The organism is Neobacillus niacini, assembly GCF_048572935.1.
Taxonomy (GTDB): Bacteria; Bacillota; Bacilli; order Bacillales; family Cytobacillaceae; genus Neobacillus; species Neobacillus niacini.
In genome coordinates this window covers 4,075,160-4,099,794 of the sequence record NZ_CP183883.1, presented here as the reverse complement: position 1 = coordinate 4,099,794, position 24,635 = coordinate 4,075,160, and the positions used below count along the sequence as shown (strand labels likewise).

At 40.1% G+C, this 24,635-nt stretch carries 25 protein-coding genes; 19 read left to right on the top strand and 6 right to left on the bottom strand.

What is annotated here, in order from left to right; translation table 11 throughout:
* Positions 1-2: 2 nt before the first annotated feature.
* Positions 3-992 (top strand): catechol 2,3-dioxygenase, encoded by a 990-nt coding sequence (locus tag ACN6MT_RS20265; RefSeq protein WP_419887751.1) that lies wholly within the window; start codon positions 3-5, stop codon positions 990-992.
* A 61-nt stretch (positions 993-1,053) separates the two neighbouring features.
* Positions 1,054-1,914, top strand: a complete 861-nt coding sequence (locus ACN6MT_RS20260; RefSeq protein WP_419887750.1) for an adenylyltransferase/cytidyltransferase family protein — start codon at positions 1,054-1,056, stop codon at positions 1,912-1,914.
* Positions 1,915-1,931: 17 nt separating this feature from the next.
* Here ACN6MT_RS20260 and ACN6MT_RS20255 read toward each other — a convergent pair whose 3' ends face one another.
* Positions 1,932-2,705: an IclR family transcriptional regulator gene (locus tag ACN6MT_RS20255; RefSeq protein ID WP_419887749.1), complete on the bottom strand. Its 774-nt coding sequence runs from the start codon at positions 2,703-2,705 to the stop codon at positions 1,932-1,934.
* A 246-nt stretch (positions 2,706-2,951) separates the two neighbouring features.
* Between ACN6MT_RS20255 and ACN6MT_RS20250 the strand changes: the two genes are divergently transcribed.
* The 7 genes from ACN6MT_RS20250 (at position 2,952) to ACN6MT_RS20220 (ending at position 9,531) form a co-directional block, all read left to right on the top strand.
* A complete protein-coding gene (locus ACN6MT_RS20250) occupies positions 2,952-3,947 on the top strand; it encodes a catechol 2,3-dioxygenase (protein WP_419887748.1) in 996 nt (331 codons plus the stop codon).
* A gap of 34 nt (positions 3,948-3,981) precedes the next feature.
* Complete coding sequence (locus tag ACN6MT_RS20245) at positions 3,982-4,893, top strand: acetaldehyde dehydrogenase (acetylating) (RefSeq protein ID WP_419887747.1); 912 nt, start codon at positions 3,982-3,984, stop codon at positions 4,891-4,893.
* A complete protein-coding gene (dmpG, locus tag ACN6MT_RS20240; protein WP_419887746.1) occupies positions 4,890-5,903 on the top strand; it encodes a 4-hydroxy-2-oxovalerate aldolase in 1,014 nt (337 codons plus the stop codon). Before ACN6MT_RS20245 ends, dmpG begins: the two co-directional genes overlap by 4 nt.
* A 23-nt stretch (positions 5,904-5,926) precedes the next feature.
* Positions 5,927-6,706: a 2-keto-4-pentenoate hydratase gene (locus ACN6MT_RS20235; protein ID WP_419887745.1), complete on the top strand. Its 780-nt coding sequence runs from the start codon at positions 5,927-5,929 to the stop codon at positions 6,704-6,706.
* Between the two features lie 337 nt (positions 6,707-7,043).
* Complete coding sequence (locus ACN6MT_RS20230) at positions 7,044-7,835, top strand: 2-keto-4-pentenoate hydratase (RefSeq protein ID WP_419887744.1); 792 nt, start codon at positions 7,044-7,046, stop codon at positions 7,833-7,835.
* A 26-nt stretch (positions 7,836-7,861) separates the two neighbouring features.
* The gene (locus ACN6MT_RS20225; protein ID WP_034675225.1) at positions 7,862-8,062 is read left to right on the top strand and encodes a 2-hydroxymuconate tautomerase; all 201 of its coding nucleotides are present in this window, start codon (positions 7,862-7,864) and stop codon (positions 8,060-8,062) included.
* Positions 8,059-9,531: an aldehyde dehydrogenase gene (locus tag ACN6MT_RS20220; protein ID WP_419887743.1), complete on the top strand. Its 1,473-nt coding sequence runs from the start codon at positions 8,059-8,061 to the stop codon at positions 9,529-9,531. The genes ACN6MT_RS20225 and ACN6MT_RS20220 overlap by 4 nt, the downstream gene beginning before the upstream one ends.
* Positions 9,532-9,758: 227 nt before the next feature.
* On the opposite strand, the gene ACN6MT_RS20215 is transcribed toward ACN6MT_RS20220, so the two are convergent.
* Entirely contained in the window at positions 9,759-10,643 is an 885-nt protein-coding gene (locus ACN6MT_RS20215; protein ID WP_419887742.1) for a hydroxymethylglutaryl-CoA lyase, read from the bottom strand.
* Positions 10,640-11,311, bottom strand: coding sequence for a GntR family transcriptional regulator (locus ACN6MT_RS20210; protein WP_419887741.1), 672 nt, complete (start codon positions 11,309-11,311; stop codon positions 10,640-10,642). The genes ACN6MT_RS20215 and ACN6MT_RS20210 overlap by 4 nt, the downstream gene beginning before the upstream one ends.
* A gap of 229 nt (positions 11,312-11,540) precedes the next feature.
* Between ACN6MT_RS20210 and ACN6MT_RS20205 the strand changes: the two genes are divergently transcribed.
* The 9 genes from ACN6MT_RS20205 to ACN6MT_RS20165 all read left to right on the top strand — a co-directional run bounded on the left by ACN6MT_RS20205 (position 11,541) and on the right by ACN6MT_RS20165 (position 21,119).
* Complete coding sequence (locus tag ACN6MT_RS20205; protein ID WP_419887740.1) at positions 11,541-12,743, top strand: CaiB/BaiF CoA transferase family protein; 1,203 nt, start codon at positions 11,541-11,543, stop codon at positions 12,741-12,743.
* Positions 12,744-12,758: 15 nt separating this feature from the next.
* Positions 12,759-12,998, top strand: coding sequence for a hypothetical protein (locus ACN6MT_RS20200; protein ID WP_419887739.1), 240 nt, complete (start codon positions 12,759-12,761; stop codon positions 12,996-12,998).
* Between the two features lie 12 nt (positions 12,999-13,010).
* Positions 13,011-14,522 (top strand): sodium:solute symporter family protein, encoded by a 1,512-nt coding sequence (locus tag ACN6MT_RS20195; protein WP_419887738.1) that lies wholly within the window; start codon positions 13,011-13,013, stop codon positions 14,520-14,522.
* A 21-nt stretch (positions 14,523-14,543) separates the two neighbouring features.
* Positions 14,544-15,380, top strand: coding sequence for an MFS transporter (locus ACN6MT_RS20190; protein ID WP_419887737.1), 837 nt, complete (start codon positions 14,544-14,546; stop codon positions 15,378-15,380).
* The gene (locus tag ACN6MT_RS20185; RefSeq protein WP_419887736.1) at positions 15,377-15,781 is read left to right on the top strand and encodes an MFS transporter; all 405 of its coding nucleotides are present in this window, start codon (positions 15,377-15,379) and stop codon (positions 15,779-15,781) included. The genes ACN6MT_RS20190 and ACN6MT_RS20185 overlap by 4 nt, the downstream gene beginning before the upstream one ends.
* A gap of 227 nt (positions 15,782-16,008) precedes the next feature.
* The gene (locus tag ACN6MT_RS20180) at positions 16,009-17,811 is read left to right on the top strand and encodes a glycosyl hydrolase family 18 protein (protein ID WP_419887735.1); all 1,803 of its coding nucleotides are present in this window, start codon (positions 16,009-16,011) and stop codon (positions 17,809-17,811) included.
* A gap of 261 nt (positions 17,812-18,072) precedes the next feature.
* The gene (locus tag ACN6MT_RS20175) at positions 18,073-19,179 is read left to right on the top strand and encodes an NAD(P)/FAD-dependent oxidoreductase (protein ID WP_419887734.1); all 1,107 of its coding nucleotides are present in this window, start codon (positions 18,073-18,075) and stop codon (positions 19,177-19,179) included.
* Positions 19,172-20,167 carry a DUF3231 family protein gene (locus tag ACN6MT_RS20170; RefSeq protein WP_419887733.1) on the top strand — a complete coding sequence of 332 codons (996 nt, stop codon included), beginning with the start codon at positions 19,172-19,174 and terminating at the stop codon, positions 20,165-20,167. The genes ACN6MT_RS20175 and ACN6MT_RS20170 overlap by 8 nt, the downstream gene beginning before the upstream one ends.
* 481 nt (positions 20,168-20,648) lie before the next feature.
* Positions 20,649-21,119 (top strand): DUF3291 domain-containing protein, encoded by a 471-nt coding sequence (locus ACN6MT_RS20165; protein WP_419887732.1) that lies wholly within the window; start codon positions 20,649-20,651, stop codon positions 21,117-21,119.
* Positions 21,120-21,243: 124 nt separating this feature from the next.
* On the opposite strand, the gene ACN6MT_RS20160 is transcribed toward ACN6MT_RS20165, so the two are convergent.
* Entirely contained in the window at positions 21,244-22,116 is an 873-nt protein-coding gene (locus tag ACN6MT_RS20160; RefSeq protein ID WP_419887731.1) for a LysM peptidoglycan-binding domain-containing protein, read from the bottom strand.
* Positions 22,117-22,288: 172 nt separating this feature from the next.
* Between ACN6MT_RS20160 and ACN6MT_RS20155 the strand changes: the two genes are divergently transcribed.
* Positions 22,289-23,443, top strand: coding sequence for a YecA family protein (locus tag ACN6MT_RS20155; protein ID WP_419887730.1), 1,155 nt, complete (start codon positions 22,289-22,291; stop codon positions 23,441-23,443).
* 458 nt (positions 23,444-23,901) lie between these two features.
* Here the strand turns inward: ACN6MT_RS20155 and ACN6MT_RS20150 are convergent, their stop codons facing one another.
* Positions 23,902-24,099 carry a hypothetical protein gene (locus ACN6MT_RS20150; RefSeq protein WP_419887729.1) on the bottom strand — a complete coding sequence of 66 codons (198 nt, stop codon included), beginning with the start codon at positions 24,097-24,099 and terminating at the stop codon, positions 23,902-23,904.
* Between the two features lie 30 nt (positions 24,100-24,129).
* The gene (locus tag ACN6MT_RS20145; protein WP_419887728.1) at positions 24,130-24,543 is read right to left on the bottom strand and encodes a hypothetical protein; all 414 of its coding nucleotides are present in this window, start codon (positions 24,541-24,543) and stop codon (positions 24,130-24,132) included.
* Positions 24,544-24,635: the final 92 nt, after the last annotated feature.

Genomic DNA, 24,635 nt, shown 5'->3' with positions numbered 1-24,635 from the left:
CCATGACTTCTTACCAGGAACCCATTTTTGATGTAGCCCAGCTTGCTCACGTGGAGCTTCTTTCTCCGAAACTTGAAAAATCTGTTGAATTTTTTACAAGATTTCTAGGAATGGAAGTAACGGCTCGTACTGAAAAATCCGTATACCTTCGTGCTTATGAGGATTTCTACCACAATACGTTAATCATTACAGAATCAGATCAAGCGGGTGTCGGCCATGTTGCTTGGCGTGCCACTTCACCGCAAGCGTTAGAGCGACGTGTAGAAGAAATTGAAAAGACCGGTTTAGGCAAAGGCTGGATTGATGGTGATATCGGTCACGGCAGAGCCTACCAATTTACAAATCCTGATGGTCATTTAATGGAAATTCTTTGGGACGTTGAGTATTACCAAGTGGAAGAAGGGCAAAGGTCGAAACTATTAAATCGTCCATCCAAACGCCCGGATCGTGGCGTGCCGGTTCGCCGTTTAGATCATATTAATCTCATGACTTCGAATCCAGGGGCCGATACGGACTTTATGCTCAACACACTCGGTTTTCGATTAAGAGAGCAAATTCAAGATAATGGCCATGTGCTGGGCAGCTGGATTAGTGTTTCTAATCTCGTTCATGAGATTGCCTATATGCAAGAACCTAGCGGAGTAAAAGGGAAGCTGCATCATCTTTGCTACTGGTATGGTATTCCTCAAAATCTTTATGATGTAGCAGATTTGATGAAAGACCATGGTATTAAAATTGAAGTTCCACCGAATAAGCATGGAGTCAGCCAAGCGTTCTGTATGTATGTGATTGAACCAGGCGGAAACAGGATTGAATTATTCGGAGATGCAGGTTACATCATTACGGACCCAGCATGGAAGCCAGTAGTTTGGGATATGAAGGACGTTCCTGGCAATGGCGATACATGGATTGGAACAGAATTCCCAGTATCTTGGTGGACGCAGGGAACACCTCTTACACCAGTGAAAACAGAGGAAGTCGTGAAGTCTTAATAGATTGATAGGCGAATTGCATTAAAAGATACGTATATGGTGAACAATGGAGGGAGCTATCTTGGAATTCATTCAAGTGACAAGCAACAACCGCGAACAAACTTCTTTACGAACAAAGCCATGTGTAATGGCTCTAGGATTTTTTGATGGCGTGCATTTAGGTCATCAGAAGGTGATTAAAGAGGCAAAAAGAGTTGCGGAAGAACAAGAACTCCCTTTGGTTATTATGAGTTTTTTCCCTCATCCAAAAGTGGTCCTTTCAAATGGGAAAAAGATCATCCCTTATCTCATGCCAATGAAGGATAAGCGTAGAATTTTTGAAGAGTTAGGGGTAGATTGTTTCTACTTGATTCAGTTTACAAAGGAATTTGCGGAGTTATCTCCAAGGGAATTTGTTAAAACCTATCTTCTGGACTTTGGAGCAAAACAGGTGGTAGCAGGTTTTGACTTTACATATGGACACCGGGGCGAAGGCAATATGGATACTATGAGAAGGGATTCAGATGGAAAAATTGAGGGAGTCAAGGTGGATAAAATAGAGTGGGAAGGCGAAAAAATCAGTTCTACGCTCATTCGTCAACTGATTTTAGCTGGTGAACTGGAAAGAATCCCTTTTTATTTAGGGACTGAATATCAAAGTGAGGGCAGAATTATTTTCCGTAAAAAACTTGTGGAGGTCGTACTCCTTCCGTATTATTTGATGCCTGCTTCAGGATGGTATGAAGTTACCGTAAACCTTCACCAAGAGACGACCACTCAAATCGCGGTCGTTCGTGACGGAAGGCTTACTTTATTATCACCCTGCGGGCATGGATTTCCTTTTTATGAATGGGAGACCGTTCGAGTTTCATGGAAGAAAGTTTTGCCTAAAGGGTTTGTTCAAGAAGTAGCTTCAAGACAAGTCTTTTTAAGCTCCTCTTAGTGGGTCGATGAAGATATTTACCTTTTCCAGTAACCAAGTCTCTCGGAAATTAATTTTCCAGAAGTGATCAATTCACTTGCAAAATACTGAATGCGTTGCTTTGAGAATCGTGAACTTGGTCCTACTAGATTAATAGCAGCAATGACTTTTCCTGTATGGTCTCTGACAGGTGCGGACACGGATGTCCGTCCCATGGTATATTCATCGACACTAACCGAATAGCCATGCTTTAAGATTGTTTTCAACTCTTCCCGAAATCTATCTGGTTCTATAATGGTTTTCGGTGTAATCGCATCGAGTCCATTTTGAATTACTAGATCAACCAAGTAGGTTCCACTATGCGCAAGAAGAAGTTTACCTGAACTCGTACAATGAGCATAATTATGGAATCCTAAGTGTGAGGGTACTTTATTCGAGGTTTTACTCTCGACTTTGTCTAAATAGACTACATGATTTCCATCTAATATTGCCAGGTGGGCGGTTTCCCCACATTTATTGGCAAGGTCGGTAAGGATCGGTCGTGATTCCGTATGCAGATCGATGTTACCTAAGACAATGGAGCTCAATTCAACAACGGAGAGACCTAACTCATATTTATTGGTCTCTTTATTTTTTTGTACCAACCCTTCGGATGCGAGAGTTGTAAGAATTCTTTGGACACTGCTTTTTCCTAAACCAAGTTCATTGGCTAGTTCGCGTACTCCTTTTTGTGGTTGATCCATTTTAAAAGCACGCAAAATTCTAATGGCATTTTTTACAGAAGAGAGCAGCTTTTCTTGTTCTAGTATCATATTTTCCTCCGAATAGTAAAAATTATATAAATATTCTAAAAGTGTCCCCTATAAAGGGACAGTGACATTGTACCTAACATGGCAACCCATTATGATGGAAGCATACAACAGGTTTTCGACAAATGAAGAAGAATTTGATACCGAATATAATGAAAACGGTATCACTATTCAGTATATTTCGTCAATCTTCTTTTTTCATGTTTACAAAACTAAAAAAATTTAAAGGGAAATCTAGGAGGAACGGACATGACAATTTTTAAAGAGCCAATTTTTGATCTAGCACAACTTGCACACGTGGAGATTCTTTCACCAAAACTGGAACAATCTGTTGAATTTTTCACAAGATTTCTAGGAATGGAAGTAACGGCTCGGTCCGGTAGCTCCGTTTATCTGCGAGCTTATGAGGATTTTTATCATAATACGTTAAAAATAACTGAATCCATACAAGCAGGAGTCGGCCATGTTGCTTGGCGGGCAACATCCCCGCAAGCACTACAGCGCCGTGTGGAAGAAATTGAAAAGACAGGATTAGGTAAAGGCTGGATCGACGGTGATATCGGTCACGGAAAAGCTTATCAATTCACTACTCCTGATGGTCACTTAATGGAAATTCTTTGGGATGTCGACTATTACAATGTGAAAGACGATCAACGCTCAAAACTATTAAACCGTCCATCCAAACGCCCAGATCGCGGTGTACCGGTTCGCCGCTTAGATCATATCAATTTAATGACTTCTAATCCAGAAGTCGATACGAACTTTATGATTGATACGCTCGGTTTCCGATTGAGAGAGCAAATTCAAGATAATGGTCATGTTCTAGGAAGCTGGATTAGTGTATCCAATCTCGTTCATGAAGTGGCTTATATGCAAGAGCCTAGCGGCATAAAAGGAAAGCTTCATCATCTTTGCTACTGGTACGGGATTCCGCAAAACCTTTATGATGTGTCGGATCTACTTAAAGATCATGGTATTAAAATTGAAGTTCCGCCTAATAAGCATGGAGTTTCCCAAGCGTTTTGTATGTATGTGATTGAACCAGGCGGCAACCGCATTGAATTATTCGGAGATGCGGGCTATATCATTACAGATCCTGCTTGGAAGCCTGTTATTTGGGATATGAAAGACGTTCCGGGCAACGGCGATACTTGGATTGGAACCGAATTCCCTGTTTCTTGGTGGACGCAAGGAACACCGCTAACATCTAGTGAAGCAGTTGAAAAAGAAGTTGTAAAACCTTAATTCATTGATTACTAGAAAGTGAGGTGTAAGGGTCGTGACGAAAGTTAAAGCAGCAATTTTGGGATCTGGAAATATTGGAACAGACTTGATGTATAAAATTTTAAAAAATGATGGAAACATGGAATTAGCCTTAGTGGCAGGGATTGACCCAAATTCTGAGGGGTTAGCGAGAGCAAAAGCAAAGGGAATTGCCGTAAGCCATCATGGTATTGATGCCATTCTAGAAGATCTAGAGATTAAGATTGTGTTTGATGCAACCAGTGCGAAAGCCCATAAGCTGAATGCACAAGCCTTACGAGAACAAGGAAAATTAGCCGTTGACATGACTCCGGCAGCGGTTGGACCGTTTGTTGTCCCAACTGTTAATTTACATGACCATCTTGAAGCAATGAACGTTAACTTAATTTCTTGCGGCGGTCAGGCGACAACACCACTTGTTCATGCCGTCAATCGTGTAGTACCTGTTCATTATGCAGAAGTCATTGCAACAGCGGCCAGTGTATCCATTGGACCAGGAACGAGACAGAATGTCGATGAGTTTGTACGCACAACGGCAAATGCGGTTCAACAAATTGGCGGAGCGACAATCGCAAGAGCCATTCCTGTATTTAATCCAGCTCAGCCGCCTATAAATATGACAAATTCCGTCTATGCCGTGATGAAAGAAGAATTCGATGAGGCAGCAGTGATTGAGTCGGTTCAATCGATTGCAGCTGAGATTTCTAGCTATGTTCCCGGCTATCGTTTAAAAGGTACGCCATTTGTAGATTACCGTGAAACACCATGGGGCCGCTTGCCAACCGTAGTGATTATGAATGAAGTAATTGGAGCAGGAGATTTCTTCCCTACCTATGCAGGGAATTTAGATATCATGACGGCCTCCGCCTACCGAGTCGGAGATGTCTATGCCTCACATTATCTTTCTGCAAAGGAGGTAACACAATGAAGATTCCTAGACTGACAGATACAACCTTACGAGATGGCGATCATGCCGTTAGCCATAGTTATACACCAGAACAGGTACGCGCCATTGTAAAAGATTTAGATGAAGCCGGTGTGCCAGTGATAGAAGTGAGCCATGGTTCTGGTTTAAACGGGTCGACCATTCAGCAAGGGTTTTCTATTCATTCTGAATACGACTTGATTAAAGTAGCTGTCGAGACCGCGAAACAAGCTAAAATTGCTTCTTTGTTTGTTCCAGGAATAGGTACGAGCAAAGAATTAAGAGAAGCGGCTGAGCTTGGCATTTCTGTACTCCGGATTGCCGTTCATTGTACAGAAGCAGATGTGACTGAGCAGTACTTCCGCTTAGCGAAAGAATTAGGACTTGAAACAGTTGGTTTCCTTATGATGTCGCATACGCAGCCTGCCAGTGTCCTTGTGGAGCAGGCAAAGCTAATGGAATCATATGGTGCTGATTGTGTGTATGTAGTGGATTCTGCAGGTGCCCTTGTTCAAAGCGGCGTTCGTGAAAGAGTGTCCGCCTTAAAAGAAGCCTTGTCCATTCAAGTTGGTTTCCATGCTCATAATAACCTAGGATTGGCCATTGGCAATACGATAACCGCACTTGAAGCGGGTGCCGATCAAATTGACGGAACGCTTAGAGGACTTGGGGCTGGAGCTGGAAATGCACCAACGGAAGTTCTTGTGGCGGTATTAAATAAAATGAACATCGAAACTGGAATTAACTTAGCGATATTAATGGATGCTGCAGAGGAAAAGGTCGCACCACTCATCCAGTCTCCAATCGTGATTGATAGAGGCAACTTATCAAGCGGCTATGCTGGAGTATATAACAGCTTTTTATTACACGTAAAACACGCCGCGGAGAAGTTTGGTGTCGGGGTATCCGAAATTATGGAAGAGCTTGGTAAAAGGCAAACCGTTGCTGGCCAAGAGGACTGGATTTTAGATGTTGCGGTTGAACTAGCAGAGAAAAAAGGGATAACAGTCTAGTACCAGGTAAGGAGGGAACAGGTGTGACAATCATTCAAGAAGCAGCCACTCGTCTTTTGGAAGCGGAGGAAACAAAGCAGGTGATCGAGCCGTTAACGATTTCCTATCCAGGAATTACTGTTGATGAAGCCTATTATACCCAATTAGAGATGATCCGCAGAAAAGTTGCAAATGGAGCGATCATCGTAGGGAAAAAGATTGGCGCGACAAGCAAAGCGATTCAAAACATGTTTGGTGTCAATCAGCCTGACTATGGTCATTTATTAGCAGATATGATGGTGGTCGAAGGTGAATCGATTTCACTATCACATTATATTCAACCAAAAGTAGAATTTGAGATTGCCTTTATTTTAAAAAAGGATTTAAAAGGTCCAAATGTTTCTATCCTTGACGTTGTTGAAGCTACGGATTATATCGTTCCAGCCATTGAAGTAATTGATAGTAGAATTGAAGATTGGAAGATCAAGTTTGAAGACACAGTTGCGGACAATGGATCTTCTGCTAGTGCAATGATTGGCGGGAAACCGACAAAGCTAGATGGCTTAGATCTTACTCATATCGGAATGGTCGCTTATCGAAACGGTGAAATGATTGATTCTGGAGCAGGCGCAGCCGTCCTTGGAAATCCACTTCGTTCAGTTGCATGGCTGGCGAATTCATTGGGTAAGTACGATGTCTCGCTAAAAGCAGGGGAAATTATTCTTTCAGGTGCCTTAACCAGTGCGATTGAAGTGAAGGAAAATGATACGTTTACAGCAGAGTTTGCTCATATTGGTTCAGTCACGGCGTCCTTTATTAAGTAGGCTCGGTTAAGTTGTCGGTTTTTATGTAGGCAGGAGAATACATAGGCGGAGAATTTCCGTCTAATGTACAAAAGTAAGCTAAAAAAGCAGATATAAGAGGAGATATTCCGGTTAATGGCTCTATATAAGCCAAAATTTAATGATTTCAATCATATAAACGGAAAAGCTTCCTTTATTTATTAGGAAATAGAGGTATGTCCAAATTTAGCCGGAATTCTTCCGTTTATTTTTCAAACACAGTGAAATCAGCATTCATTAATAAAAGAGTCATGAAATAAACTCCGAACCTTGATCAGCGCACGGATCAATTAGATAAAAAAAGAAACTGGGTGATAACATGATTAAAACGGATGTAATCGATCAAATAGCACATGAACTATTCCAGGCAGAAAAACAGAAAAAAGCAGTCGGTAAGTTTGTGGACGCCTATCCTGAACTGGATGAAGCCTTAGCTTATCAAATACAAGAACGCTTAGTCGATATGAAATGTAAAGAAGAAAACACAAAAAGAATCGGCTGGAAACTTGGATTAACAAGTAAAGCGAAACAAGAGATGATGGGTGTTCATGAGCCATCTTATGGGGTTTTGCTTGAAAGCATGCAGTTGTCTGAAGGAGAAAAAATTTCTCTCTCCCCATTCATCCATGCGAAACTGGAGCCGGAAATTGCCTTTATTTTTAATAAAGAATTGAAAGGTCCGCATGTAACCGTAGCGGATGTCCTTCATGCAACACAATATATTGCGCCTGCCGTTGAAATTATTGACAGCCGCTTTTATGGGTTCAGCTTTACCTTGCCAGATGCGGTGGCAGATAATTCATCTTCTTCCCGCTTTATTATCGGTGAAAGATTTTATTCACCGCAGGATTTCGATTTGAAATTGATGGGTATGGTGTTTAAACAAAACGGAGAAGTCGTTGCGACAGGTGCCGGTGCAGCGGTAATGGGCCACCCAGCGAGAGCGATAGCTTGGTTAGCCAATCGGTTGTATAAAGTAGGTCAGAGTATTCAGCCAGGAGAAGTCGTGTTTAGCGGTTCCTTATCAGCAGCAATTAAAATTGAAGCAGGTGACCATTTCACAGCCGGCTTTGATGGAATAGGAAGTGTTGAGGCAGTATTCACGGAATAAACTTCAAAGTGAAGGGAGAGGTTACAATGCCTTTTATTCAAGTTAATATTCTTAAGGGTAGATCACCTGAAAAAAAAGAACGATTAATTCGAGAAATGACCGATTTAGTATCAGAGGTGCTAGATGCTCCCGTCCAAAGTGTTCGCGTCATGATTAATGAACTAGATCCAGAACATTGGGGCATTGCAGGCGAATCAGTTAAAAAGAGAAATGAGGTTTCAAAATGACAAACGTACAGACTGGTGTCAGAGAAGTGGGTCTTTATATAAACGGGGATTATATAAAAGCTAGCAACGGAGCTACTTTTGAAGTGAAAAATCCAGCGACACAGGAGGTAATAGCGAAAGTCAGTGAAGCCTCACAAGAAGATGTGGATTATGCTTGCCGTGTAGCTCGGGACGCTTTTGAAAATGGCCCGTGGAGAACGATGACAGTAGCTGAGCGTTGTGCAAAGCTTCGTCGGATGGCTGAAATCATTCTTGAGCGAAAAGAGGAAATCGCGCGATTAGATGCGACCGATGTCGGAAAACCATATCACTCTGCGGTTCAGCATGAAGTTCCACGTGCTGCCAACAACATCAAATTCTTTGCTGACTTCATGGAGCAGCAAGGCGGAGAAGTGTATCCAATGGAAGAGGCGTATTTAAACTATACTCGCTACGAACCAGTAGGAGTCGCTGCACTGATTACCCCTTGGAATGTTCCTTTTATGCTAACCACTTGGAAACTTGGTCCTTGTCTTGCTGCAGGAAACACAGCTGTAATTAAACCAGCTGAAATGACTCCGCTTTCTGTGTCGCTTCTCGGAGAAATTGCGAAGGAAGCAGGAATTCCAGACGGTGTTGTCAATGTCGTTCATGGTCTAGGCGGAGTTGTTGGAACTGCTCTGACCACCCATCCTGAAGTAGATCTTGTTTCCTTCACGGGTTCGACGGCTACAGGAAAACGAATTATGAAAAACGGTGCCGACACGTTAAAGAAGGTTTCGTTTGAATTAGGTGGAAAAGCAGCGAATATTGTGTTCGAGGATGCCGATCTAGATAAAGCGATTCCTGTATCGATTCATGCAGCGTTCATGAATTCTGGTCAAATCTGTCTTGCTGGATCAAGAATCTTAGTGCAAAGATCGATTTTAGATGAGTTCCTTATGAGATTTAAGAAAGCAGCAATGGAACTAAAAGTCGGCGATCCACAAGATTCGGAAACAAAAATGGGTCCGGTTGTGAGTGAAGAACATTATAATAAGGTCACCAGTTATCTAGAGATTGCCAAAGAAGAAAATGCAACATTAATTTGTGGTGGAAAACGTCCAGAGTTACCGGAGTATTTGCAAAATGGATATTATTTAGAGCCTACTGTCTATCTGACTGAAGATTCGAAGTCGCGAATTTGCCAGGAAGAAATCTTTGGCCCAATCGTGACCATTATTCCATTTGATACTGAAGAAGATGCCCTTCGCATTGCCAATGATACAGATTACGGATTGAACGGTGTTGTTTGGACAGAAAATCTCCAGCGAGCTCACCGGATTTCACATTCTGTCCGTGCAGGTACCATTTGGGTGAACTGCTGGTTTGTTCGTGATCTACGTGCTCCATTCGGCGGCTTCAAAAAGAGTGGAGTAGGACGTGAGGGCGGTCACCACAGTATGGAGTTTTTTACAGAAGCGAAAAATATTTGTATCGCTTTGAAATAGTGACCGATTACTACTATGATATGAAAAAGTATAGAGGGAAGGCGAATAGCTGCATTGTGAGCTATGAGCCTTTCCTTTACGCAATTTAAGAGTGTATTATCGATTGTTAATAGTAGATATAGATTTCTTTTTAAACTTAGTTATTCTAGCTTTTTTCACCTGAAAAAAAGCTGACTCAAAAGATTATTCTACTAACCTTTTGAGTCAACTTATGTTTTTATAAAAATTTAAGCAATTCCCGCTTTCATCAGCATGCCGTCAAGTGGCCGATCCATATTGGTTTCCATCCATTTTGCAGTATCCAGGAGTTGGTTTAGGTCTGCACCTGTCTCGACTCCCATCCCACGGAACATGTTGACCATGTCTTCTGTACAGACATTTCCAACGGCTTTAGGAGCAAATGGACAGCCGCCTAGTCCGGCAATCGAAGAATCAAACCTACGGACTCCCGCTTGGTAGCCTGCAAGCGTATTGGCAAGTCCGAGACCACGGGTATTGTGGAAATGAAGTCCAAGCGAAAATTCTTTTCCAAACTGCTTGTAAAAAGCAGACACAACGGTTTGAACCTGGATGGGATTCGCCATTCCAGTTGTATCAGCTAACGTAATTTCCGTACAACCTGCCTCAATAAATTTCTCCGCGACAGAAAGAACTCTTGTTAGCGGGACTTCTCCTTCAAAAGGGCAGCCAAAGGCAGTGCCCAATACCCCAGCAACTCCTTTACCAGATTCAGAGCCTTCTATAATCACTTTGGAAAGCTCATCTACAGCTTGTTCAACGGTTCTTTTGGCATTTTTTTGATTAAAAGCATCGCTTGTAGTAGTCACCACATGGAGGAAGTCGATATCTGTTTTTAATGCTCGCTCTAGGCCAGAACGACTAAGAACAAGTCCGCCGTAGCGGACATTTTTATCCTTTGGAAGAAGCTTTAGAACTTCTTCCGCGTCCGCCATTTGAGGGACCACTTTTGGGTTAACGAATGAAACGGCCTCGATGTTTCGAATTCCAGCATGAATTAATCTAGTAATCAATTCAACTTTTATATCAGACGAAATCATCTTACACTCATTTTGTAAACCATCACGAGGTCCAACTTCACAAATTTCGATCATTTTACTTCCTCCTTTAATAAATGACTAATTTCACTATTATCTAAATGCTTCAACACATTGTCACGGCCTTGGAAGATATGTTCATGCATGGCGATACGAGCACGTTCAGGCTCTTTGTTTTTAATCGCTTCAAAAATAATTTTATGAACTTCTAGTGATTGCTTTAATTGAAAATCGTTATACCAGTAAAAGGAACGGAACACAATCGGAACCACTACTACCTTTGAAATATGAAAATAAAGATGAGTATTTTTTGAAGCGGCAACAATCGCTTCATGGAATGTTTGGTTCACCTTCACAATCTTGCGGATTCTCGTCATATCTAGAGGCGTAGTGTCCTCGATTGCCTGTTCGTAAAATTCGTTCGCCCTGGATAATAGTATTAAATCTTCTTCCGTTCTATGGATGGCAGCCTGGCTGGCAGCGTAGCTTTCTAACAGAGTTCTCAAATCGTAGATTTCCCGAATATCATCCTTCGTAAAACGCCTGACACCTACGCCTCTTTTTAAAGGAATGACAAGCCCTTCTGCTTCCAGCTGTTTTATAGCCTCTCTAATAGGAGTTCTGCTAAGGTTTAGTTCCTTTGCAAGTGTTTCTTCCCCTAATCTCATACCAGGCTCCAATTTTCCTAAAATAATGGCCTCTTTAATGAATTCGTATGCATCCATGTCAACACCTCAACTCTATTGTATACAAACCAGAAAAACATTTCAATGAATATTCTGAAAAGTTAAGTGAAAATGGAATTATATGGGCAAAAACTCCTATTTTTAGGTCAGATTAACTAAAAAATAAAAAGAGTGTTGACTATTTGTATACAAACAGATAAATTTGTATACATAATTATAAATTTTCGAATTATTCACGCAAGAGATGACCACCATAGGGGGAAGGAACATGACTGAAGAAAAATTGCCACTACAAGATTTGCGGGTGTTGGAATTGGGAACGTTATTGGCGGGACCATTCACTGGGAGGATGCTGGGGGATTTCGGTGCCGAGATTATCAAAGTGGAGCCGCCCGGAAAATCTGATCCGATGAGAGATTGGGGAAAAGCAAAGGATGGAGTAGGACTATGGTGGCCGATTCAATCAAGGAATAAGAAATCGATCACATTAAATCTCCGCGAGGAAGAAGGCCAAAACATTTTAAAAGAATTAATAAAAGATACGGATGTTTTGATTGAAAATTTTCGACCGGGGACAATGGAAAAGTGGAACCTTTCGTATGAAACACTTTCAGAAATCAACCCAAAATTAATAATGGTCAGAACTTCTGGATTTGGACAGACAGGACCATATAAAAATCGGGCAGGATTTGGAAGTGTCGGCGAAGCAATGGGAGGGCTAAGAAATGTAACCGGATTCACGGATCGTCCGCCATCCAGAATCGGGGTTTCCATCGGTGATACGTTGGCGGCATTGTTTGCTACCATCGGTTGCCTTGTTGCAGTGCATGAACGGGAGAAATCAGGAAAAGGACAAGTAGTCGATACAGCCTTATACGAATCCGTCTTTTCAATAATGGAGAGTATTATTCCTGATTATTTACTAGCTGGATATATTCGTGAGCGGATGGGGAATATTCTTCCGGGGGTGGCGCCATCCAATATTTATTTTACCCAAGACAAAACCTATATTGTCATCGGTGCAAATGCCGATGGTGTTTTCCGCAGACTATGTGAGGCAATGGAACAGCCAGAACTTGCCGACGATCCACGTTTTGCGACGCACCATGCAAGAGGAGAAAATATGAAACTCTTAGATTCCATGATCGAGGAGTGGACGAAAACACTGCCGGCGAAGAAAGCACTAGCGATACTAGAGGAAAAAGGCGTGCCTTCCGGATTAATTTACACAGCCAAGGACATTATCGAAGACCCTCAATATCAGGAAAGAGAGATGATCATTAAGGTAGAACACCCTCAATTAGGTGAATTTCCAATGCCTGGGATTGTTCCGAAATTAAGCAGAACACCAGGGAAGGTGAAGCATGTAGGACCAGATGTGATGGGGAAACATAATGTTGAAGTCTATCAAGAATTACTAGGTTTTGATGAGGAAAAAATTAAAGAGTTGCAGGAGAAAAGGATCATTTAAAAGGGGGGTAAGGATATGAACAAAGAAATCAAGGAACCGATTCGGAAAAAGTGGATTTGGATTGGATTAGTTTTGATCGTAGTGGGAAATGTACCATGGTATTTTTCTGAAGGATTTGTGGAGCCATATGTCTTAGGATTTCCGTTATGGGCATTCATCATTTTCATTTTCTCAATTTTATTATGTGCCTACTTAAGCTGGGTTTGTTTAACGCAATGGAAGATTGTTGAAGAAGAAGAAGAGGCCGAAAAATAAAGGGGGTTAACCATGGGTGAGTTAACATTTGCAGGGATGGATGGAATTATCATTTTGACCGTTTTTGCGATTATCATGCTGGTCATCGGATATTATTCCGGAAAAGGAGAAAAGAATATTCATGAAAGTTTATCAGGTTATTATTTAGCGAGTGGGAACTTAGGATTTATTGCGCTATTTTTTACCCTTTTTGCAACTCAGTATAGCGGGAATACCATTGTTGGTTATGCACCTTCTGCTTATCGTACAGGATTTTCTTGGCTGCAGTCCATTTCCTTTATGACTATCATTATTGGTGTGTATCTACTATTTGCGCCAAGACTCTATGTCATTGCCAAAAAACGTAACTTTATTACTCCAACGGATTGGCTGCAACACCGTTTTAACTCAAAAAAGGTAACACTTTTAGCAATCTTCTTAATGCTTTGGGGATTAGGGAACTACTTGCTTGAGCAATTAGTAGCCATCGGTCAAGCGGTATCCGGAATGACGGGTGGCACCATTCCATATCAGGTTGCCGTAATTGCGTTCGTTTTAGTAATGTTAGCTTACGAATGGATGGGCGGAATGAAAGCAGTTGCGTTCACGGATGTAATGCAGGGAATTGTCCTGCTCATTGGAATTATTTTCTTTGTTATCGGAGGCGTATACTTAGCAGGTGGAAACTTTACCGAGGTCACTCGCTACATTACGGAAACGGAACCGGCGAAAACTGCTGTTCCACCAATGGAAGTAAATATCAATTGGTTTAGCATGCTGGTTCTTGTTGGATTAGGGGCAAGTATTTATCCGCATGCTGTACAAAGAATATATGCAGCAAAAAGTGAAAAAACCTTGAAAAAATCCTTTGCACGGATGGCTTGGATGCCACTTCTGACAACTGGATTGGTTTTCTTTGTAGGAATTATTGGGCTTAAGCTTTTCCCAGGCTTAGATGGAAACGACAGTGAACAACTAGTAGGTTTAATGGCAAATAAAATTGCCGCTATTAATCCATTTTTCTATTGGATTATGATTATCTTTTTTGGTGGAATTGTGGCAGCAATTGTTTCGACAGCGGATTCTGTGCTGCTAAGCTTTTCATCACTGATCTCCAATGATGTATATGGAAAATTCATCAACCCAGGGGCTACCGAACATAGAAAGGTAATGGTCGGTAAAATCTTCGGGATCGTAGCCATTTTTGGCCTCCTATGGATTGCCTGGAATCCACCAGGAACGTTGTATGAAATCTTCGTGTTAAAATTCGAACTGCTGGTACAAGTATTTCCTGCCTTTGTGCTTGGTCTTTATTGGAAACGCTTAAACGGAAAAGCGGTTTTCTGGGGAATGCTTCTCGGTGCTATTATTGCAGGAATGCTCACCTTTACTGGGCATAAAACAATCTACGGAATTCACGGCGGGATTATAGGTTTAGCATTCAACTTTATCATTTGTTTAGGAGGATCTTACCTCACTTCCACTTCTGTTTCGAAAAATCGTGTTCTTGAAGAAGACATGAATGCGGTGAGTTTAAAAGCCTAAATAAGAAGAGGCGAATAGGAAATGGCAAATTTAATGGTAAAAAATAGGGCTGTCCATCTATCTGAGCCATGGCGAATGCTATTGTTTCTTCTTATTGCTCAACTGATGGTTGCCTTTGTAGGTCGAAGCATAGGTCCACTCGGGGTATTAATTGGAGAGGATCTTTCATTAACGAAATCTCAGATTGGAATGTTACCGGCTGCCCTCTTTTTGGGGCAGGCGGTAGCGTCTGTTCCAGCGGGATTTCTGACGGATCGCTATGGTTCACGTAAATTACTTTTAGTGGCAGCCTTTTGTTTAGGTTTGGGCTTTATCGTCATGATGTTCCTCGGGCAGTTTTGGGCAGTACTCTTGATGGTGATGATTGGGGGATTTGGCTATGGTTCCATGCACCCGGTCACAAACAGGGGAATCATTTATTGGTTCTCTTTAAAGCAGCGCGGTACTGCAATGGGGATTAAACAAATGGGGGTCACAGCGGGTGCAGCCCTGGCAGGTTTAATTTTGCTGCCATTAGGTGCAACATATGGCTGGCGGCCAGTATTAATTAGTGCATGTATCCTGTTGCTCGTAAGTGGATGTGTTTCCTATTTGGTTTATCGCGATTCACCGGACCAGCAAGAATCGAACCCTGCCGGATTGGCTGCATTTTATAAATCGATGTTTAACATGCTGAAAAACAAAGCACTGATGCTGGTTAGTTTTAGTGCGATGGGATTAAACGGCTCTCAAATGTGCTTAAATACATATCTCGTCATTTTCGCATATGAAAGATTAGGATTTTCATTATTTCTATCAGGGATACTATTAGTGATTTCAGAAGTGAGCGGTTCAATGGCCGTATTGCTTGGGGAATGATAAGTGATTTTTTATTTAATGGGAACCGAGTAGTAATTTTATTGATTATAACGGTTTTAACGGCTTTATCAAGTATAACCTTGGCATTGATTCCTAATGTGAGTTTTTGGACGATAGTCCCTATCGTTGTGATTTTTGGATTTTGTGTCTCAGGCTTTAATGGGATTTGGATGAATCTGGCAAGCGAGCTGGTCCCAAGAGAACAGGCGGGAATATCCAGCGGAATCAGTATTACAATGGGATCCATGGGTGCTGTGTTCATTCCACCACTATATGGATATACTGTAGACCAAACGAGCAGCTTTACCTTTGGCTGGCTGTTAATTACAGGATTGATGGTGATGGTGTTATCAATGCTTAGTTATCTGGCAATGGTTTTGAAGCGGAAAGCGACGATATAACTTAAATGAAGTCCCAAAGAATCATTCGGTTCATGGGACTTTTTATATGAATACAAAATCACAATTGTATGGAAGCGAACATGAAGAAACTGACTATTAATAGGCAACCCATTTTCTGCTAGATGGGCTAAAGTTTACCACTATTTTCCACTACACGATTCTCATTTCCTCCAATTAAAATAAAGTATACATAGTTTGCTATTTTAATAGGAGAGGCAGGAATTGCCATGAAACCACGATTACAAAACTGCTTTAAAATCTTTATTGTTTTCTTTTTAGTGTGTATCAGCCTTACTAGTCATTTCACTCTTGCAGAAGCCGCTAAAAAGGATCGAACTGCACCAACAGCACCATCGAATTTGAAGGCAACGGGAATAAATTCTTCTTCGGTCTCTTTAATATGGACGAGCTCTACGGATGCTAGTGGAGTTAAAGGTTATGATGTTTATAAGAATAATAGCTATATCGGAAATACTACCTCAACCTCTTATGCAGTAGGGAATCTAAGTTCGAATACTTCCTATAGTTTCTTCGTAAAAGCACGTGATGCAAGTGGAAATGTTTCTGCAGCTAGTAATACGATTAATGTAACTACTTCCGCAACGGCAGTCGACCAGCCACCGCAAGTTAGCAGCATTCAGGTTTCTCCGATTGCGAGTGATGGTCAAACTATAGGTGGAACGGTTACATTATCTGTAAGTGCAAGTGATGATAAAGGAATAAGTAAAGTAGAGTTTTACAGCAATAATGGCGGTTATTTAATTGGAACACGGACGACAGCACCATATAGTGTGAATTGGGCTACCGATCCATGGGTGCCGGATGGCAGTCAAACCTTAAAGGTGGTTGTTTACGATACTGCTAATCAAACCACACAAGTTTCTAAAACAGTTATTGTAAAAAATACAGTTACCCCTGAACCTGAACCGACTGCTTATAAAAGAGTTGGATATTATACAGGCTGGTCTACTTATTCAAACTTTCAGGCAGCAGATATTGAGGCAAGCAAACTCACCCATATTAACTATGCATTTGCCAACATTTCACCAGATGGGAAAATTGCAATAGGAGACTCTTGGGCAGATGTTGAACAACCATTTCCAGGAGATTCGGCCGATCAGCCTTATAAGGGGAATTTTTACCAACTAACAAAGCTTAAACAGCAATACCCACATTTAAAAACTTTAATTTCTGTTGGTGGCTGGACATGGTCCGAAAAGTTCTCGGATGTAGCCTTAACGGAGCAGTCCAGAACGATCTTTGCAGAAAGCTGTCTGCAATTCATTTTGAAGTATGGATTTGATGGCGTTGATTTGGATTGGGAATATCCAGTGGGCGGGGGAGAAGCAGACAATATCAACCGTCCCGAGGATAAGCAGAATTTTACGCTTCTTTTAAAGAAAATAAGAGAAACATTGGATGCTCAAAGTGTAAAGGATGGGAATACTTATTTGTTAACCATTGCTGCTGGAGCAGGAAGCTCCTATGCTGCCAATACCGAACTGAACTTAATTCAACAGTATGTGGATTACATTCAACTCATGACGTATGATATTCACGGTTCCTGGGACATCATGACGGGAATGAATGCACCATTGTACCGTGATCCCGAGTCTGGCTTCTCTTGGGAGTGGAGTGTACAAGATACAATCCAGCTCTATCTCAATAAAGGGGTGCCTGCAAATAAACTTATTATGGGACTTCCATTCTACGGCAGAGCCTATAACCAAGTGACTAATAGTAGTAACGGATTATATCAGTCATTTATGGGCGGGGGTTCTGCCATCAGTTTTACGAACCTCGAAGCGAACTATGTAAATAAGAATGGCTATATACGATACTGGGAACCGGATTCCAAAGTTCCTTGGCTTTTTAACGGATCACAATTTATCAGTTATGATGATACAGAATCAATAGGATATAAGACCTCCTTTATCAAAGCCAATAACCTTGGAGGAGCTATGATGTGGGAGCTTAGCCAAGATCCGAATAGAGTGTTATTAACGAAGATTTATAATGAATTAAAATAAAACATATAAAACCATAAACCCTTTTAACAAGTTGAAAATCCCTGCCTTAAAGAGAAAGCAGGGATTTTTCCTTTTATTATTTTAGACTTTAGTTTTCAATAAAAGAATATCAGCTGTTGGTTAACGATGAACCTGACCATATGTAAATGAGGTTTTTCTTGGGTATATATAATTTGTTCAACTGTTATTTTTTCAAATATTTTACATTTATGGTACTAAGAAGGGAACGATATTACAGTAAACTTTTGGAGGCGGTTATTGATGGATATTGCTATTATGGGTGCTGGACTATCTGGTTTAGCTTGTGCCATTACACTTGAAAAGAACGGTGTTAAACCAACTATATTTGAGAAAAGAAGGCAAATAGGCGACAGGTTTATTAACGGTGAGGTCTTACTAGCTATTTTTGCCTTTCCAATACATGATTGCATTGCATCGTTATCTGATGAGTATGGCATTTACTTAAAACCTACATCAAATATTCAACAAATAAAGCTACATTCTAAGAATGAGAAAGCATTAATTAGCGGGCATATCGGTTTTACTAATATTCGTGGGAGAGAAGAGGATTCCTTCGAATCTCAATTGGGAAGACAAATTAAATCACCAATTCATTTTAATTCGGAGGCAACTTATGAACAGTTAGTACAAAAGTTTACTCATGTTGTCATGGCTACTGGAGATGGAGCATATGCAAAAAAAACGAAAAACTTCAGAGAAGATTTAGCTGTTTCAATAAAAGGTGCAACAGTTGAAGGTAGTTTTGATCCTTATTCTGTTATTGCGTGGATTGATTATGACCTTGCCCCATACGGATACGGCTTTCTAATCCCATATTCAAAAAACGAAGCGAGTATATCACTAGCCGTTCCGGATCTTTCAGAAAATAATAACAGTAATATGAACCAACTATGGGATTCATTTTATCAAAAGGTTCGTAAACAGCTTTCTCAGGAGTTGCCTATTACAGATGATTTCCACATTACCAATTACCCAATCGGAATTTGTGAGTCACCAAGAATAGGCAACACATTTTATGTTGGAAATTGTTTTGGAACCAACATGCCTTTTATGGGCTTTGGACAATATGCATCTATATTGAGCGGAGTTTACGCGGCTTATGACATATGCGGGTTAGGAAACTATGAAGAACTTATGAAACCAATCCGTAAAAGTTATGAAGATTCAATTGTACTTAGAAGGGCTATGGAACAATTATCTAATGAAGGACTGGATCAAATTATTCGTTCACTTCAAGGCTATTGGGGCGAGAAATTATTCCATACTAAAAAAGTAAACCCATTAAAACTATTAAGTTACCTGCTTCGTCCTTTTTTACGCATGAAAGGAGCGCTTCCAAATGAGTAATAATAATCCTATCTCTCTAACAACATCAGAATTAGGGTACCTTTGGACTGGTCTGGCGATAAATAATATGTCTAAGTGGTATTTAACAGTATTTTGTGAACATAGCCAAGATAAGGAAATAAAGGACTTGTATTCATTTGCACTGCAGATTACGAATGATCTCATTGTTAACAGAGATAAACTTCTTAGTAACGAAGGATATCCTGTTCCCATAGGCTTTTTGGAATCTGACATTAATGTAAGTGCCCCTCCACTATTTAGCAACCGCTTTTTGTTAAAATACCTACATATAGCGGTACAATTAGGTCTTGAATTCCATTCAAGATCATTGGCATTATCAACTAGAGTCGATGTCCGTAATTATAATATTGATTGTTTAAACGCTTCTATCCAACTGCATGAGAGAACAATTGACATGATGTTAAATAAAGGAATTTATTGGCGAACTCCAACGTTGCCTTCCTCACAAGTACCTAAAAAAATCCAAAAATCAAGCTATTTGAATGGCTGGATTGGGGGTAGAAGACCTTTTAACAGCATGGAACTTGCCAATTTGTATGAGATTATTGATTTGCTTATTGTCATGGAAGCACTTTGTATCGGTTTTACCCAAACTTCCGATACAGAAGAGGTGGCCAAATTATTCCAAGAAGGAACAACAGTTATTAGAAAGCAATATAGTAGATTATCTATCATTTTAGAGGAAAATGAATTACCAGTGCCGTCAAATTATTCAGCTGAGGTTTTAGGCTCAAAAGATCGAGTATTCTCGGACCGAATAATGGTATGCCATTTAGCTGGTTTATTTGGTTCCTTATTATCTCAATATGGATTTTCGATTGGGTCGGTCATGAGACATGACTTAGTCGTAGAATATACCATGCTCATTAGTAAAGTTGGTTCATTTTCAGAGAAAATAACTCGATTTCTTATTGAAAAGGAATGGTTAGAAAAAGTACCTGGGTCAATATTGCGGGGATTTGATTAAATTCATTATAATTATAATAATAAAAGGGTACTTGGCGGACTGACTTTTCATGAAATCGCCTGTTTGGTCTTTGCAGCCAGCCCTATACTTTATCGATATCCTACTCATAGGCGTTGGGTAAAAAATGTTACTCTTAAACTGTTTGATACTTTCTGGAAAAAACGAAATTTGGATACTTTCTAAACCTGTTCTTATTGGTTACAATGACGTTCATCGTCATTAGATTTTAGTATTATGTCAGCATTTGTTATCGTCAAATATTATCTGGATTAATCTATCCTCCATCGCAAGAAGAACAGGCGCAATAGCTTGCTTATGGAATAATTAAGGCTGCTATAATCCCTGCTTTTATGAAAGGCTGGGATTTTTCCATTTTCCACATGAGAGGAAACCTGTTATTAATACAGCGATTCTGAATGTCGTAACTAGTAGTTATAAGAAACCTCCCTACATGAATAGATTATGATTGGAGGGATATAATATGGCATTCGTTTCGATATATACAGTGGGAAGGCTAAATCACCACTATGATCACCCTGCGTCTCGTGAGTTTTTTGATGTGGGATACGAAGTAATGCGTCAGGCTGGGAGAACAGGACAACTAATAGAGGAATTTTCATCATTTGGAGTCCAAATCCCTGAGGAAGCCATCAAGGGAGAGGGCTTTCCTGTACTAACATTAACCGTATGGAAAAGCCTTCAAGGCTTATATCGTTTTACCTATTCAGGTCAGCACAGACAAGCGCTGCGAGACCGAAATAAATGGGTGGAGCCTTATCCTGAAAAACATCTTTCATATGTCGTGTGGTGGACAGAGAATGTGAAAGATGTCTCTTGGCAGGAGGCCTTTAAAAGATATAACTATTATGTACAGCATGGACCGACTTCGTTTGCTTTTGATTTTAAGCATGCCTTTGATGCAAAAGGAGAATTATGGGAGTTAGGTAGCTAGCTTTAACTTAATGTGGTGGAATAAAAAGGTTTGTAGATTTTCTCTAGAATTTTATAAGCATAAACGGGAAACCTCACTCATTGTAGGTTTCCCGTTTTTGTTTCTAGTAAAATTGTAATTTATCTTACTTCGTTTTCCGTAAATCTAAATACTGAACCGTCTTTCCATCTCGGTCAATTTGAACGATTAATTCATTTTTATTAAATCGATAGATGATTTGTTCACAAGTGGCACTTTCATAGCAGCTTACGATGTTGATTTCATTCGGGTTTCCGTAAGCATTAAGGATTTTACTTTTCTCGGTTGGGATAGAAGCTGTTTTTAGAAATTCTGGATACACTTGCAGTTGTTCAATGGATTTATTGGCTGGATTAATGGTTACACGAACTCCAGCACCTTCATTTTTATAATAAAGTGACCTAGTATTTTTATCTTCTTCTGTTTTAGTTGGCTTCCCGAATTTTTGAACAAGCTGATTATAAGAAGACCCTACTGTGATTCCATTAATCTGGAGAGGCTTCTCCGTTAAAAAGAACGCGTCTTTGATCCCGTTATTCTTTAACTTCTTGATCATTTTCTCCGCTTTGGATTTACTCGAAAAGGCACCAGCCTGAACGCGATAATACGTTTTACCATTTATCACTTTTTTAACGACAATTGCTTCAATCTCTTTCTTCTTCAAAAATGCGACTCGCTTATCTGCATTACTTTTCTTGCTAAAAGAACCAGCAACAGCAATATACAAAGGTTTTGTTTGTTCAAAATCAGGAATAATTAACGTTTGACCAGCAATAATCTTATTGCTTTTTAATTGGTTGTATTCCTTTAAATCCTCAATGGAAATATTGTATTTCTTAGAGATGCTATATAAAGTATCACCTTTCTTTATCGTAATATATTGATCCTCGGCAAATGCCTTCCCATTACCGAAATAAAGTAATGACCCCATCAACACTGAACAGAGAACAACTTGTATGAAACGTTTAAATTTTTTCATGTTATCTTATCACCTCATCTATTTTGACGAGTTAAAACCGGTTTGGATGCGAATAAATAAGCCCAATTATGGTTTGAAACCAAAAATGGGCGGAGTTTACTCGTTTTTTACTTTTTCGGGACTATAAAGTACAATACTTGTATTGAAAAATGGAAGAAAAAGAGGATACATCATGACATTTTTAGAAAAAATTAAACCCCACTTGATTAGCGATGATATTTTAATTCAAGATGTAGTGCTGCATGCGCTGCATGATTATCCGCATGTTCCAGAAGAATGGACCAATGAATTACTGAAGGAAGCCTTTAGAAATAAAGAAAAACAATCCTCCATCTTCATTTATGTAGAAAATCAAACCTTCAATGAAGAGGCTGTTAAGATTTTAATGGAAAATATTCCATTAATGGAACCGTCCAAACGCCATTTAGCGGTGAGACTGGTTCACCATATCAAACCGGAAATTGCTCTTAAATACAAAGAACAGCTTCAAGAATACATTCCGAAAAGTACATGGTCCTTGTATGATCTATTGATACATGGTACGGAAGAAGAAGTGTACTCAGAGTATGGTCAAATCCTAAATGACCTTGAGCGGGCCGGTAACGAGCAGCATGCTTTCTACATCAAAGCAAAAAGTCTGGCAGCCTGTTTGGTGAAAAAGAGCTGGGTTACAGAAAACGAAATAGATCTTGTACTAGAAGAGGAGTTAAAGGAACAATGGTTTTCCTTTAATGGAATCTTAGCGGTTTATATGATTGGATTGTTAAAATTAGAAAGACATATTCCTTTATTGGTTCGCTTATTAGATCGCGATGATGACAGTTTGTTAGAAGAACTATCAGCAACGTTAATCAGTTTCCAAAGTGATCAGGTGGTAAGGGAAGTAGCACCTTATCTTAGAAAAGATAATTCCATCATTTATGCCGCTTCCATCATAGAAAACATAAAAACAGACTATGCGGTTCAAGTTCTAAGAGAAGCCTATCGTTCTGCAAAAGAATTGGATCATCAAGATATTCTAATCGAAGCACTGTGTCACCAGCTTTCGGAAGAAGCTCTTCCTGAGATTAACAAACATATGAAGCTAGATGAAAGTTCTGGTCTAGTTGATATCGAACAGACCGTTTATAGCTACTTTTCTATACTGGGGTTAGAGCATCGAGAATTAGATTTTTGGAGACAGGTAGCACTGGAAAGGGAACTCGACTTTAGACAAAAGGGGAATGATATCCCACTTGCGCAAGTCCGAAACGAAAATAAAGTTGGCCGAAATGATCCATGCCCATGTGGAAGCGGCAAAAAATATAAAAAATGCTGCGGGAAATAAAATAGTTTAAACTTTTGAACATTGGGTTTGGTTATACGAGAATAATGATGATTAGGGCCTCCACTGGAGGCCTTTTGATTGTCGAGAAAGGTATCTTTCTCGGCAATTTTTTACTTTTATGTGCTTTGAGGACAAATCGCATGAGCACCAAGCAAGGATTTATCCTCAATACGGGCTCTTGAAGACAAATCGTGTGTGCACCAAGTAAGGATTTGTCCTCAATACGGGCTCTTGAAGACAAATCGTGTGTGCACCAAGTAAGGATTTGTCCTCAATACGGGCTCTTGAAGACAAATCACCAGAGCACCAGGCAAGGATTGTCCTCAATACAGGCTCTTGAAGACAAATCGTACTAGTCCCTGTTTATTCATAGTCAAAATAAGAGCTCTCGAGACTTTCTCGACAGCCTGAGGCGACCTTTGAAGGCCTTTTTTTATTCAATAAACGCTGGGTTTATATCAGTTCTTGTCGACATTACGCTCTAGTATTTGATTAATAGAGTGGTGGGTAGGGATCATTTTACTTAGTTTCGTTAACCATTGCGTTTTATCCACAGACATCGGTACGCTTTCTTTTATTCGGATGAATGGGTGAGTGGGTGGAAGAACTTGTTTTAATTTAATCCATTTATGGTTAGGTGTTTTATCCAACATCATCACTCCTTTCTCTTAGATGAAGGATAGCTTCTAATCCAATGTTCTAAAGTCAGTATCAAGAACCGTTTGTCCTGGGACATTTCCACCGTTAATCTTGCTAAGTCCGTTGCTAGTTACTAAAACATTATCGTCACAATCAAAAAACGTCACTCTAACTTCGTACACGAGAATAAGCATATCATCTAAAAAGTCGGTAGCGAATACTGCTCCATTTTGTGCATGAATAGTAATTGGACCTCCATCACCCGGTGTAATTTCCGGTCCATTGAAAGAAGTAATTGGTACTTCAATGGGAATATTAAATGTCCAGTCAAAAACCTCAACCTTCACGCGCCGCGAACTTTCCTTGTTCAGATTAGCAACATTGATAAGAATTTGCAGCGTTTCCTCATTTAGATTGACTAGGAGCCCACTAGATTTTACAATACAAGGTCTTGTACCCATATTTAAAGCCTCTTTTCAATAGTAGTCTTAATAGTAAATGCAGTAATGGGACAACCAGTAACGGCTAACATCCTACTTGTTTATGAAAAAAC

Coding starts and splice junctions, on each gene's coding strand:
- ACN6MT_RS20265 (WP_419887751.1), top strand. CDS start 3: ATGACTTCTTACCAGGAACCCATTTTTGATGTAGCCCAGCTTGCTCAC.
- ACN6MT_RS20255 (WP_419887749.1), bottom strand. CDS start 2,705: ATGATACTAGAACAAGAAAAGCTGCTCTCTTCTGTAAAAAATGCCATT.
- ACN6MT_RS20250 (WP_419887748.1), top strand. CDS start 2,952: ATGACAATTTTTAAAGAGCCAATTTTTGATCTAGCACAACTTGCACAC.
- dmpG (WP_419887746.1), top strand. CDS start 4,890: ATGAAGATTCCTAGACTGACAGATACAACCTTACGAGATGGCGATCAT.
- ACN6MT_RS20230 (WP_419887744.1), top strand. CDS start 7,044: ATGATTAAAACGGATGTAATCGATCAAATAGCACATGAACTATTCCAG.
- ACN6MT_RS20225 (WP_034675225.1), top strand. CDS start 7,862: ATGCCTTTTATTCAAGTTAATATTCTTAAGGGTAGATCACCTGAAAAA.
- ACN6MT_RS20220 (WP_419887743.1), top strand. CDS start 8,059: ATGACAAACGTACAGACTGGTGTCAGAGAAGTGGGTCTTTATATAAAC.
- ACN6MT_RS20215 (WP_419887742.1), bottom strand. CDS start 10,643: ATGATCGAAATTTGTGAAGTTGGACCTCGTGATGGTTTACAAAATGAG.
- ACN6MT_RS20210 (WP_419887741.1), bottom strand. CDS start 11,311: ATGGATGCATACGAATTCATTAAAGAGGCCATTATTTTAGGAAAATTG.
- ACN6MT_RS20205 (WP_419887740.1), top strand. CDS start 11,541: ATGACTGAAGAAAAATTGCCACTACAAGATTTGCGGGTGTTGGAATTG.
- ACN6MT_RS20200 (WP_419887739.1), top strand. CDS start 12,759: ATGAACAAAGAAATCAAGGAACCGATTCGGAAAAAGTGGATTTGGATT.
- ACN6MT_RS20195 (WP_419887738.1), top strand. CDS start 13,011: ATGGGTGAGTTAACATTTGCAGGGATGGATGGAATTATCATTTTGACC.
- ACN6MT_RS20190 (WP_419887737.1), top strand. CDS start 14,544: ATGGCAAATTTAATGGTAAAAAATAGGGCTGTCCATCTATCTGAGCCA.
- ACN6MT_RS20185 (WP_419887736.1), top strand. CDS start 15,377: ATGATAAGTGATTTTTTATTTAATGGGAACCGAGTAGTAATTTTATTG.
- ACN6MT_RS20180 (WP_419887735.1), top strand. CDS start 16,009: ATGAAACCACGATTACAAAACTGCTTTAAAATCTTTATTGTTTTCTTT.
- ACN6MT_RS20175 (WP_419887734.1), top strand. CDS start 18,073: ATGGATATTGCTATTATGGGTGCTGGACTATCTGGTTTAGCTTGTGCC.
- ACN6MT_RS20170 (WP_419887733.1), top strand. CDS start 19,172: ATGAGTAATAATAATCCTATCTCTCTAACAACATCAGAATTAGGGTAC.
- ACN6MT_RS20165 (WP_419887732.1), top strand. CDS start 20,649: ATGGCATTCGTTTCGATATATACAGTGGGAAGGCTAAATCACCACTAT.
- ACN6MT_RS20160 (WP_419887731.1), bottom strand. CDS start 22,116: ATGAAAAAATTTAAACGTTTCATACAAGTTGTTCTCTGTTCAGTGTTG.
- ACN6MT_RS20155 (WP_419887730.1), top strand. CDS start 22,289: ATGACATTTTTAGAAAAAATTAAACCCCACTTGATTAGCGATGATATT.
- ACN6MT_RS20150 (WP_419887729.1), bottom strand. CDS start 24,099: ATGATGTTGGATAAAACACCTAACCATAAATGGATTAAATTAAAACAA.
- ACN6MT_RS20145 (WP_419887728.1), bottom strand. CDS start 24,543: ATGGGTACAAGACCTTGTATTGTAAAATCTAGTGGGCTCCTAGTCAAT.